12 protein-coding genes are annotated in these 11075 nt (G+C 45.8%); 11 read left to right on the top strand and 1 reads right to left on the bottom strand.

Annotated features, from left to right (window positions below):
- The first annotated feature begins 111 nt into the window (after nt 1-111).
- The 11 genes from B853_RS25815 (at nt 112) to B853_RS25765 (ending at nt 8731) form a co-directional block, all read left to right on the top strand.
- A complete protein-coding gene (locus tag B853_RS25815) occupies nt 112-957 on the top strand; it encodes a CPBP family intramembrane glutamic endopeptidase (protein WP_038883200.1) in 846 nt (281 codons plus the stop codon).
- A 136-nt stretch (nt 958-1093) separates the two neighbouring features.
- The gene (locus tag B853_RS25810) at nt 1094-1723 is read left to right on the top strand and encodes a PepSY-associated TM helix domain-containing protein (RefSeq protein ID WP_038883201.1); all 630 of its coding nucleotides are present in this window, start codon (nt 1094-1096) and stop codon (nt 1721-1723) included.
- A 22-nt stretch (nt 1724-1745) separates the two neighbouring features.
- Entirely contained in the window at nt 1746-2285 is a 540-nt protein-coding gene (locus B853_RS25805) for a DUF2271 domain-containing protein (RefSeq protein WP_038883202.1), read from the top strand.
- 16 nt (nt 2286-2301) lie between these two features.
- The gene (locus tag B853_RS25800) at nt 2302-3132 is read left to right on the top strand and encodes a DUF4198 domain-containing protein (protein WP_038883205.1); all 831 of its coding nucleotides are present in this window, start codon (nt 2302-2304) and stop codon (nt 3130-3132) included.
- A 44-nt stretch (nt 3133-3176) separates the two neighbouring features.
- Nucleotides 3177-3497 carry a hypothetical protein gene (locus B853_RS25795; RefSeq protein ID WP_005432620.1) on the top strand — a complete coding sequence of 107 codons (321 nt, stop codon included), beginning with the start codon at nt 3177-3179 and terminating at the stop codon, nt 3495-3497.
- The gene (locus B853_RS25790; protein ID WP_038883207.1) at nt 3494-4045 is read left to right on the top strand and encodes a DUF6162 family protein; all 552 of its coding nucleotides are present in this window, start codon (nt 3494-3496) and stop codon (nt 4043-4045) included. Before B853_RS25795 ends, B853_RS25790 begins: the two co-directional genes overlap by 4 nt.
- Before the next feature lie 62 nt (nt 4046-4107).
- Nucleotides 4108-5043: a metal ABC transporter solute-binding protein, Zn/Mn family gene (locus B853_RS25785; protein ID WP_038883209.1), complete on the top strand. Its 936-nt coding sequence runs from the start codon at nt 4108-4110 to the stop codon at nt 5041-5043.
- On the top strand, nt 5043-5777 hold the full coding sequence (locus B853_RS25780) for a metal ABC transporter ATP-binding protein (RefSeq protein ID WP_038883210.1): 735 nt from the start codon (nt 5043-5045) through the stop codon (nt 5775-5777). Before B853_RS25785 ends, B853_RS25780 begins: the two co-directional genes overlap by 1 nt.
- Complete coding sequence (locus B853_RS25775; protein WP_005432612.1) at nt 5777-6652, top strand: metal ABC transporter permease; 876 nt, start codon at nt 5777-5779, stop codon at nt 6650-6652. Before B853_RS25780 ends, B853_RS25775 begins: the two co-directional genes overlap by 1 nt.
- 14 nt (nt 6653-6666) lie before the next feature.
- Complete coding sequence (locus B853_RS25770) at nt 6667-7536, top strand: metal ABC transporter solute-binding protein, Zn/Mn family (RefSeq protein WP_038883211.1); 870 nt, start codon at nt 6667-6669, stop codon at nt 7534-7536.
- 214 nt (nt 7537-7750) lie between these two features.
- A complete protein-coding gene (locus B853_RS25765; protein ID WP_038883212.1) occupies nt 7751-8731 on the top strand; it encodes a porin in 981 nt (326 codons plus the stop codon).
- A gap of 174 nt (nt 8732-8905) precedes the next feature.
- Here B853_RS25765 and B853_RS25760 read toward each other — a convergent pair whose 3' ends face one another.
- Nucleotides 8906-11071, bottom strand: a complete 2166-nt coding sequence (locus B853_RS25760) for a S9 family peptidase (RefSeq protein WP_081641150.1) — start codon at nt 11069-11071, stop codon at nt 8906-8908.
- Nucleotides 11072-11075: the final 4 nt, after the last annotated feature.

The following is an 11075-nucleotide window of genomic DNA, read 5'->3' as shown; positions in this document are numbered from 1 at the left end:
TTGTTTGTAAACAGTGAATCTGGTTCGATCTGTTTTTAAATATCATAACGTTATATTACCTCCATTCAGCGTTAAGACTGGAACGTCAGTTTTTCTTATAAGGACAGTACTATGAATCTCGATTCTGCTATCTGGCTATGGGGCCCACTTATTCTAGCGATAGGTGCGGTGTTTTTTCGGCAAAAGGTGGTTGCTCTGGTTTTACTTGGACTCACTTTGCTGAGTGCTCTGTTTATCGGTCGGATAGAGCTCACCGCATTCGTAAGTACTTTGGTGGTTTTGGGTGTTGCGTATCGACTGCCCATGTTGGCGTCGAACCAAAAAACGAAGCCCGTTTATTATTTGGGCTGGAGCGTTGTGATCATTTGGTGTGTCATGCTTTTTGTGCATGTCATTCCGGGTTTCAATAATCTGCAAGTTCTTGACAAAGTGACGGCAGGTCCACTGAGCGCACCTTTCTCGATGTATCTGAATTTAGACAAGCCGCTGGCTCTCTTTGCTCTCTTTCTCGCTTATCCTTTTTTGCTGGGCGGAGAGGCTAAAGTCAGAGTAAAGCCTGCATTGCTGGTGATGATTCTGCTGCTTTCGCTGCTGCCTATTGCCGCTATGCTTGGTGCATTAAAGCCAGAGTTGAGTCTGCCATCATGGTGGTGGCTATTTGCGTTGAACAACCTAATACTTACTTGTGTGGCTGAAGAAGCGCTGTTCCGAGGGTTTGTACAGCAATCATTTTCCCGCCGTTTTGATTGGCGACTAGGTTTAGTCATCGCTAGCATCTTGTTCGGCCTGGCTCACTTTGCTGGTGGTCCTCTACTTATTGTATTCGCAACGTTGGCGGGACTGGGCTACGGACTGGTATTTCATTTCACGGGCCGTTTATGGTGCGCGGTGTTAGCCCATTTCTTATTTAACTTCTGCCATTTGGTGTTCTTCACTTATCCCATTTTAGCTCGATAAACTTCTCTTTATCTGCTCTCGTTGTTTTTAGCGGGAGCCTGACGTTTACTCTAAACGTAAACAATGTAAATTAAATGCCAATACGAATGATTATCACCTAAATTAAGCGCTCATTTATTGGTGATGATTGTTTCCTATGTTGCTCAAAAGCAAAGGTGTGCAAACTTGGGCACGCCGTCTGCACATTTACATTTCTATGGCTCTTTTATTGGTGACGCTGTTCTTTGCGTTAACTGGCATCACACTAAATCGCCCAGAACTGTTCGAGCGCAGTGAACCCATCATTCAGCAACACACGCTGACCATTCCAAATGAACAACTCTTTGCTAACGAGGGAAGTTTTCAACCTAATCGAGCAGCACTACTGAGTTTCCTCACCCAAGAAACAGACTTACGAGGCACGCCATCAGCACTTGATGTGTACACCGAGGTTGAGGGCGGCGAGCTGCTCATTGGTGAGCTTTCTTTGGATTTCAAAGGCCCAGGTTACAACGCGACGGTATTCGTTGATATGACGACCGGTGAAGCTGAAGTAGAAACCACCAACTACGGCACTGTTGCGCTACTAAACGACCTACATAAAGGCCGAAACAGCGGAGAGGTTTGGAAGTGGTTTATTGATATCACTGCCTTGCTGATGGTCTTTTTTGTCTTGACTGGTGTGTGTCTGCTACTTCCAAAGAAGAAGACTTTTAGAACCTCAATGCAGTGGATGTCTTTTGGCACTGTGTTGTCACTTGTTATTTATTTTGCTGCTGTGCTATAGCGGCCTATTCAGAGAAAACCCGATGTTAAAAAAAGGCCGATCTTTTTGTCACCACTCCTTTTGCAAAATGGCTTTGATTGCAGCTTTAGCTCCTTTGCCTCTATTAGCTACGCCCTTACCTGACAGCGCAAAAGTCGATTTTGAATTTGAGTTACCCAAAATTGATACCTCAATGTATGCACGCCCTTATGTGGCACTTTGGATTGAGGATGAGAAACGTAAACCAGTGAAAACCATCCAGCTTTGGGTCGGTAAAGATGAATGGCTGAAAGATCTTCGTAGCTGGTGGCGCAAAGTAGGCCGTTATGACCGTGAACTGGTTGATGCGGTGACATCAGCAACTCGCCCGGCAGGTCAATATCGCTTTGTTTGGGATGGTACCAACGACGATGGTCAGCGCCTTGAGCAAGGTGATTACACGCTCCATGTGGAAGTGGTGCGCGAGCATGGTGGTCGTAACTACCTGCGCCAAAAAATTCAGTTAGCGGACAAAGAAGCACGCTACCAAATCAAACCAACGGAAGAGACGGGCGTAATCACCGTCAATTACCAAGTTAAGTGATAGAGAAGGAATAATAATGAAAACCAAAATGAAAGCGGTGGCACTAGCAAGCGTAATGGCGATGGGGTTAGCTGCGGCGACAACGGCACAAGCGCACCCACGTTGGGTTCTACCTTCTCATTTCACGGTATCGAAAGAAGGTGGTGATTGGCTCACGTTCGACGTGACCGCATCTCACGGGACGTTTGTTTTTGATAAACCAGCAGGCAGTGAGCAAGCGTTTGTGATCATGCCGGATGGCCGTTCTGAGCGTCCTAACTTTGTTGTGCGTGGCAAACGCCGCTCGATGTTTGACTTCTATTTCGAAGAGGAAGGCACACACAAGGTCGCGATCAACAATCAACCTAGCTATTACACCCAATATAAAGCAGGCCGTCGTGACACGGTGAAATGGGCAAAAGCGAGCAAAGCTGACCGTGCGAGCGTTATTCCGGAAAAAGCGCGTGATGTGGTGACTCAGCTAAGCTACACCCGCGCAGAAAGCTACGTAACAGTGGGCATGCCAACAGAAAAAGCATTGGAAATTGAAGGCAAATTGCTTGAGATGAAGCCGCTTACGCACCCTTCAGACATCATTGAAGGTGAAGAAGTGATCTTCCAATTTTTCTTTAATGGGGAACCTCAACAAGGTGTGACTGCGGAAATTACTCGTGAAGGTACGCTTTACCGCAACCATCAAGAGCAAATCGATGCAGTGAGTGATAAAGACGGCAAAATTACATTCACGCCGGAAGTGGCGGGCCGTTACCTAATGAAAGCCAACTACAAAGGTGAGCTGAAAAATGACCCACTAGCAGATAAAGCCAGTGCGAATGTTCACCTGACTTTTGAAACGCAACTTAACTAATCAAAGCTTAGCTCAGTGAAACACTGAGCCATTTTGGATACACCATGAAAAACCTTTCAATTCTTAAAGTCTCAGCTATTTTTGCTGGTTTTATTTCCTTTCAAGCAGCGGCGCATTTTCCATTGATGAGTTGCCATCTAGAGCAAGAAAAAGTGATCTGCGAAGCGGGCTACTCTGATGGTTCAACTGCAGTGGATTACGATGTTGAGATGTACGATTACGATGACAACTTGATTGCCAAAGTAACTACAGACAAGCGTTCGATTGCTGAATTTACTCATCCTCAAACGGACTTCTACCTTGTCTTCGATGCTGGTCATGAAAACCCAGTAGAAGTGGATGTGGTTGAGTTAAAAGAGAAATGATTACCCAGAAAGTTCGCCCAGATAATGGCAGTCGTGAAGGCAAATGGGTTGCTCTGACCATTGCTGGCATTCTCGCTATATCAACGCTTTTGCTGCCTTATCATCAAACCGAATCAGAACATACCGAAGCACTCGCACATCAAGTATTGATTACCGACCTTGAACAAGAAGAACTTGCCATGATTGCTGAGCTCAAACTTGCACATGAGGAAATCCGTGATCTTCATATTGATGAAGGCCAATGGCCAGAAATCAGTGAGCTGGAAGAATTTTGGGTTGCTCCATTTGTTAAAGACCAAAGCTGGCAGCGCAAAGGCTCTCATCAGTGGCAAAAACTGGATGCAGGTCTTTACATTGGTGTGAGACAAGGTGAAAAGGGCTCGGCTTCGATGCTCCTAGATAGTCGTCATGAGCAAGCTGATATTTGGCTCTCTACATCAGCGTCAGCGGAACAGTTGAGTCACCTTATCCAGCAAGAGGAGCGAAAGCAAAATGGCTGGCACCAGGTTGTCTTAATGCCTTCATCCACTGCTACGCATGCCCACTAAGTCGTTATGATCAATCAATATTTCGATCAACAAGTCATCACGTTCAATAAGTAACCATCAATATGATAACAACTATCAAGAAACGCGCCTTCTTACGTCGAATTCTAACGGCATGTACATTACTGGCCGTATCCACTTCAACCTTCGCAGAGAAGCTGAACATAGGTATTACCTTGCAGCCTTACTACAGCTATGTCAAAGCGGTGGTCGGAGATAAAGCGGAGATCATTCCTTTGGTCGATGCGGGCTTTAATCCTCATAACTACTTGCCGCAACCGAATGATCTTAAGCGTTTGAACCAAATGGATGTGATTGTCGTGAATGGGATTGGCCATGACGATTTTGCACTAAAAGTGATCCAAGCGGCTCAACGTGATGACCTAGTGGTGATAGAAGCAAACAAAGAAGTACCGCTGTTACCAGCAATGGGGCAGTCAGTCGGCAAAGGCGCGGTGAATCCACATACGTTTGTTGGCCTATCGACTACGATTCAAAAGGTGTACACCATTGCGAGTGAACTGAGCAAGCTCGATCCAGACAATGCGGCTTACTACCGAAAGAATGCGCGTAACTACGCCAAAACATTTCGTTTGTTAAAGCGTGACGCCATGTTGTCTTTAGGCCAATTGAATACCGCTGGGATGAAAGTAGCAACGACGCATAATGCCTATGGTTATATCTTGCAAGAGTTTGGTGTTGATGTGGCTGCCGTGATTGAACCAGCACACGGTGTTGAGCCAAGTGCTAGCCAACTTCAAGAAACCATCGAGAAGATTCGTCAATCCGGTATTGATGTGCTGTTTTACGAACTCAATATGCCTAACCGCTTTGTCGATACGATCGAAGAAGCGACTGGCGTACAGCTTTACCGTTTTTCTCATATGACCCATGGCGAGTACGAAGCCAATAAGGTGGAAGTTGAAATGCGTGAAAACGTCGCGACGCTTATTGAAGCAATGAAGTTCGTCGCAAGCAAACACGCGCAGGAGAAAGCGTGATGCCAGGCCCTTCTATTTCTCTTGACGGGGTGAGCCTGAAATATGGTGACAACCTCATTCTGCAAGGTATTCAAACCCAGTTCGAGGCGGGACAATGCCACGTCATTATGGGGCCTAACGGTGGTGGTAAGACATCCCTGTTGCGTTCAGTGTTGGGCTTAACGCCTTTTACGGGGGATATCTCGGTACATTGGCCAGATCCAAAGCAGACGCAACAAGCAGGACAAATTGGTTATGTGCCTCAAAAGGCTATGTTTGAAGCCAGTCTGCCACTGACAGTCATGGACTTTGTATTGCTGAATCAAACACGCGTTCCGTTGTTTTGGCGACGTAAGTCTAAGCAAACTCAAAAAGCACTGGCTCAGTTAGAGCGTGTGGGGATGGCAGCGCGCAGTGACCGTCGCATGGGACAACTATCAGGTGGTGAACAACAGCGGGTATTGTTTGCTCAAGCTTTGCTAGACGACCCAAGTTTACTTGTCCTAGATGAGCCAACAACAGGTATGGACGAGCAAGGGGTTCGTTATCTAGAGGGTTTGATTCATGAAGTGGTTGCAGAGGGGAAAACAGTTCTCGCTGTACATCATGATGTAACGGCTGTGCGTCGTTTGGATGCCCAAGTCCATGTTGTGAATCGTCAGATAGTCGCGTCAGGACATCACTCTGAAGTGTTAAGCCCAGAGCGAATTGAGTCTCTGTTTAAGCACTACACCGCGAAAGTGGAGGCTGCGTAATGGATTGGTTAAGAGAACTGGCTCTGCATGGCGTTGAAGCGGGTTGGCTTAGCGACAGTTTTGCTTATGCGTTTATGGTTAACGCGATTGTCGCTGCGTTAATTCTGGGGCCTTTGTTGGGCGGTTTAGGCACGTTGGTGATTGCCAAGCGTTTGGCGTTCTTTTCTGAAGCCGTCGGTCACGCAGCTCTGACTGGTATTGCGATTGGTGTCCTTCTGGGCGAGCCACCAGAAAATCCATTTATTGGACTGTTTAGTTTCTGCATGATCTTCGCTTTATTGCTGCATTTCGTGCGAAATCGAACCAATGTTCCATACGATACACTCGTTGGTGTATTCCTTGCGCTGGCTTTGGCAGTTGGTGCTGCCTTGCTGATGTATGTGGCACGAAAAATCAATATCCACATGTTAGAGAACGTTCTGTTTGGCTCGATCCTGACGGTGACAGATAGAGATATTACGATTTTGGCGGTGAGTTGCTTGATCATTTTATTACTGCTGATCCCGACATTTAACCGCATTTTGTTGACTTGCATCAGCCCAGATATTGCTCGTGTTCGAGGCTTTAATACCAGCTTCTACGACTACCTATTCGTTATGATGATCACGCTTGTCACCATTGCAGCAGTGAAGATCATTGGTGCCGTGTTAGTGGGCGCGTTGCTACTTATCCCAGGGGCTACAGCACGTCTACTCACTAAGCGAATGGGTAGCTTTGTGTTGCTCTCATCCTTACTCGCAACCATCGCGTGCTTGGTGGGGACGGTCTTACCGATGGAGTTGGAACTTCCGGTGCCATCTGGCGCTTCGATCATTATCGTTTCTGCCATTTTCTTTTTAACCGCAACGATGTACCGCATCGTACGTAAAGCCTAGTCAGGTATCTAAATATGAATACGAAAAAGCTAATCATCGGGTTGGGCATAATAGTAGCGAGCGCATATACGCCACTTACTGTTGCTAAAGACATTCTCACCAGTACACCTGTCACTTACATGCTGTCACAGCAGTTGATGCAAGGCACAGGCATTGAAACCAGTTACTTACCACCTAAGCGATATGGCATTGAGCGTTTAGTTAACTGGTTTGGGAGCAAGGGTCAGCAACAAGTGATTAAAGCGGGACAGGATGCAACAGTTGCTATCACGTTGGGTGCTGTTTGGCATCAAGATCCTACCTTTGTTTACGCTCGACAGGGGAATGTTCGCCTAATTGAGATTGATGCTTCCCAAGCGATTTCTCCAAGGGCGCAAGGGGTTGCGGCGTTGAAACTAGAAAACGGCGAAACGTCTAAATTTGCCTGGATGAACCCGACAAACTTGATTCGGATGGCTGCGATTGTCGGTGAGGATCTGCAAAAAATATACCCTCAATATCGAGAGCGAATTGAGAAGAACCAACAAGCATTGATGTTGAATGTACGAGAGCTTATTAATCAACAACAAGAAGTCATTTTCGAAAAAGAGATCGATTCGGTGGTATTGTTGGGAAAATCGTTAGAAGATTTCGCATCAGGTAATCAATTGTTTGTTGTCGATCGTCAATTCAAACCTGAATTGGAATGGACTGACAAAGAGAAACTATCTTTAAAAGCTCAATTTGAGGAAGATAAAACTCTGTGGTTGATCACAGATAAGCGTCCGTCAAAAACACTGATTTCATTAGTATCACAGGATCGCATACTGCAAATTGACGTTATTGACCGTTGGGGAAGCAAAGGTATCAAAACTGAGAAGCCACTCGCACGCTGGCAGTTGTAACACGCAAAACTCCACACAAATTATGAAGGGAACTGAAAAGTTCCCTTTTTTTATGTGATCTTGCTTAAGAATTAACCACAAATACCACCAATTGCATAAGAAAGTATTTGTTTCATTTATGTTTCATTACTACTTTGTTATCTGTTCGTTGCGATCTGGTTGCTGATTTTGCTGTCGGGACGAACCAGTACAAACAACTATACGGATGTTAACAATGAAAATGAAAACTCTAGCCGTTGCAGTGGCGGCACTAGCATGTGGTTCTCAAGCTTTCGCAGCAGAAGTTTACAACAGCGATGGCACATCAATGTCGATTGGTGGTCACGTTTCTGTAGGCGTGGGTGAGTACTTCAACGAGAATGTAGAAGTTCACCAAGTATCTCCGCGTATCAATGTCGCAGGTAAGAAAGATATTGGTAATGGCGTAACAGTTGATGCGAAAGGCGAATGGGCTCTTAACTACCTAAACGGCGGTGGCAATTCGTTCAAAACACGTCTAGGTTACATCGGTGCGACACATGAGCAGTTTGGTCGTGTAGTTGCAGGTACTCAATGGGCTCCATACTATGATGTAGCTGGCGTAGCTGATATGCCAATCGCGTTTGCCAACGACTTCTTATACAGCAACCATGGCAACATGGGTTCTGCTCGTGCTAACAAAATGTTGAGCTACCGTAAGGGCTTCGAATTTGGTGAAGGCTTTGGTTTAAACCTAGGTCTAGGTTGGCAAGGCGAGCATGATGAATACGATGCACGTGGCCAAATTGCACTAAGCACTGAGCTAGCAGGTTTTGGTTTAGGATACGTATATAGCGGCGGCGACGTCCAAGTTGGTGCTAAATCTGAATCAGCGACATCTCACGTGCTGTCAGCGAACTATGGCAAATATGGTTCAGGTCTATATGCAGCTGTTGTTTATGGCATGAATGAATATTTCTTCAGTGATTATGCAGAAACAATTCAATTAGAAGGTCTTCTAGCATACGGTGTAAATGATTGGACGTTCAGCGTGAACTACGAATCAGTAGAAGATGATAAAGCAAGCAAAACAATTTATAGCGAAGCTGCACTTCAAGCGGAGTATGCGGTTACGCCTTCTTTCTACACCTTTGCGGGTTACCAGTTTGACCTAGGTAACGATGTAGGTGCGAAGGAAAATGATTGGTGGACTGTAGGTGCGCGTTACTACTTCTAACCAATAGGACAGTTTCTACTGCCTAAACACATTTATTGTGTTAACGCCTACTCGTTGTGAGTAGGCGTTTTTCTTTCTGTTAAGCTCGAAAGGACGACATAGCTTGTGTTTGGATTAAAAATGCCCGCATTAAGCGGGCATTGAATTTTGTGAGTACTGCTATTTACGCTGGCACTATTTCGTTTCTAGTAAATCTAAGAAGAATGCGTATTCTAATGCGTCTTCTTTCAATCGCTTAAATCGACCTGATGCGCCACCATGGCCTGCTTCCATATCAGTTTTGAACAGCAGTACATTGTCATCGGTCTTCATTTCACGAAGTTTAGCGATCCACTTCATCGGCTCAAAGTATTGCACCTGTGAGTCATGCAAACCTGTTGTCACCAACATGTTTGGGTAGTTCTGAGCTTTCACATTATCGTATGGTGAGTAGTTCAGCATGTAATCGTAGTAGGTTTTATCGTTCGGGTTACCCCATTCGTCGTATTCGTTGGTGGTGAGAGGTATTGACTCATCCAGCATGGTTGTTACAACGTCGACAAATGGAACATGTGCGCCAATACCACGGTAAAGCTCTGGTGCTTGGTTGATGATGGCGCCCATCAGTAGACCGCCCGCAGAGCCACCTACCGCAAATACTTTATCTTCTGCCCCGTAGCCTTCTTCCACAAGTCCCTTAGTCACATCGATGAAGTCATTGAAGGTATTCTGCTTCGTTAGCTTTTTACCATCTTCATACCAAGGGCGACCAAGCATTTCCGAACCACGAATATGAGCGATTGCGTACACGAAACCGCGATCAAGTAAGCTGAGGCGAGTTGAGCGGAACGTTGGCTCGATGGTGGAACCGTAAGAGCCGTAACCGTATTGGTAGATTGGGTTGGTGCCATCTTTCTTAAAGAGGTCTTTGCGGTAAACCAATGAGACTGGCACTTGCTTACCATCACGAGCAGTAACCATGATACGCTCTGATTGATAGTTATCAGCATCAAAATCACCCAGTACTGGCGTTTGCTTCATGATTTCAGATTCACCAGAGTTCAGGTCGAAATCATAGTAAGTTCCCGGTGTGGTCAAGCTGCTGTAATAGATGCGAACTTTTGAGTTATCTAATTCATAGTTGCCTGTTAGGTAAGCCGCAAACGCGCTGTCATTAAATTCAAGTGGGAACTCTTCGCCCGTCGATAGTTGGCGAACCTTAACGGTAGATAAGCCGTTTGCGCGTTGCTCGTAGACAAGGTGGTCATCGAACAAGTCGAAATCGACAAGCTGAGTGTTATCGTCGGCAGCAATGACATCAACCCATTTAGAGCGGTCATGCATCTCTTCTGCTTTCACTTTCATCAAGCGGAAGTTTACGGCTTGGTAGTTAGTGTAGATGTAATACCAATCACCCAGTTTAGCGATGCTGTATTCAATGCCAGTCTCTCGAGGGTAGAAAGCTTCGGCTTTAGCGTTCGGGTTGTTGGCATCAATCACAGAAACGCCACTTGTCTCTGTACTTGAGTGCCAAATGTAAACTTGCTGACCGTCTTTACTCTTACTCAAGAAGGTGTAGTAAGCGCTATCGGTTTCTTCGTAGATCAGCTCATCGCTTGTCTGAGGGGTGCCTAGTACATGGCGGTAAACTTGATAACCCAACAGTGTTTGCGGGTCTTTCTTGATGTAGTAGAAGGCTTGGTTATCGTTTTGCCACGCGATTGCGCTTGATGCGCCTTCAATTTCATCTTTTAGATATTCGCCCGTCGTGAGGTCTTTGATCTTGATGGTGTAAATACGGCGACTCAGTGTGTCTTCACCGTAGGCCAGCATGTTTTCATTTGGGCTTACGTATAGGCCGCCAATACTGAAGAACTCATGCTCTTTTGCCAGTTCGTTAACATCCAAGATGACTTGCTTATCTGTACCAGCAAAGTCTTTTGCACGCAGGTGTACTTCGTATTCGTTGTCGCCCGTCACTTCATTCGAGTAGTAGTAACTGCCTTTACGAACTGGAACCGAATTGTCATCTTTCGCAATGCGACCTTTGATCTCTTCAAACAGCTGTTCTTGTAGTGCTTCGGTGTGTTTCAGTACAGTTTCGGCGTACTGGTTCTCTTGCTCAAGGTGTTGCAAGATTTCTGGATCTTGGCGTTCATCATCACGCATCCAGTAGTAGCTATCTACTCGTGTATCACCATGAATATTCATTGCATGAGGGACTTTTTTAGCAACGGGTGCTTGGGTTTGTTGAGCAACGAGTTGCGATTGGGAGTAATGGTTCATGGTTGGTAATCCTTGATTGCTGCATCCGGTGACTAGCGCGACCGATACGGCCAACGTGGTTAAAGTGAAACGCATCTAT

Origin of the sequence: Vibrio rotiferianus CAIM 577 = LMG 21460 (assembly GCF_002741985.1) — a bacterium.
Lineage (GTDB): Bacteria > Pseudomonadota > Gammaproteobacteria > Enterobacterales > Vibrionaceae > Vibrio > Vibrio rotiferianus.
The sequence above is the reverse complement of the archived record's forward strand: the minus strand, read 5'-3'. Positions and strand labels throughout refer to the sequence as shown.

Bases quoted from the DNA above. Each gene is read 5' to 3' on its own strand.
- B853_RS25760 (WP_081641150.1), bottom strand. From the start codon at position 11,071: ATGCGTTTCACTTTAACCACGTTGGCCGTATCGGTCGCGCTAGTCACC.
- B853_RS25770 (WP_038883211.1), top strand. From the start codon at position 6,667: ATGAATACGAAAAAGCTAATCATCGGGTTGGGCATAATAGTAGCGAGC.
- B853_RS25810 (WP_038883201.1), top strand. From the start codon at position 1,094: ATGTTGCTCAAAAGCAAAGGTGTGCAAACTTGGGCACGCCGTCTGCAC.
- B853_RS25815 (WP_038883200.1), top strand. From the start codon at position 112: ATGAATCTCGATTCTGCTATCTGGCTATGGGGCCCACTTATTCTAGCG.
- B853_RS25790 (WP_038883207.1), top strand. From the start codon at position 3,494: ATGATTACCCAGAAAGTTCGCCCAGATAATGGCAGTCGTGAAGGCAAA.
- B853_RS25800 (WP_038883205.1), top strand. From the start codon at position 2,302: ATGAAAACCAAAATGAAAGCGGTGGCACTAGCAAGCGTAATGGCGATG.
- B853_RS25785 (WP_038883209.1), top strand. From the start codon at position 4,108: ATGATAACAACTATCAAGAAACGCGCCTTCTTACGTCGAATTCTAACG.
- B853_RS25795 (WP_005432620.1), top strand. From the start codon at position 3,177: ATGAAAAACCTTTCAATTCTTAAAGTCTCAGCTATTTTTGCTGGTTTT.
- B853_RS25780 (WP_038883210.1), top strand. From the start codon at position 5,043: ATGCCAGGCCCTTCTATTTCTCTTGACGGGGTGAGCCTGAAATATGGT.
- B853_RS25805 (WP_038883202.1), top strand. From the start codon at position 1,746: ATGTTAAAAAAAGGCCGATCTTTTTGTCACCACTCCTTTTGCAAAATG.
- B853_RS25765 (WP_038883212.1), top strand. From the start codon at position 7,751: ATGAAAATGAAAACTCTAGCCGTTGCAGTGGCGGCACTAGCATGTGGT.
- B853_RS25775 (WP_005432612.1), top strand. From the start codon at position 5,777: ATGGATTGGTTAAGAGAACTGGCTCTGCATGGCGTTGAAGCGGGTTGG.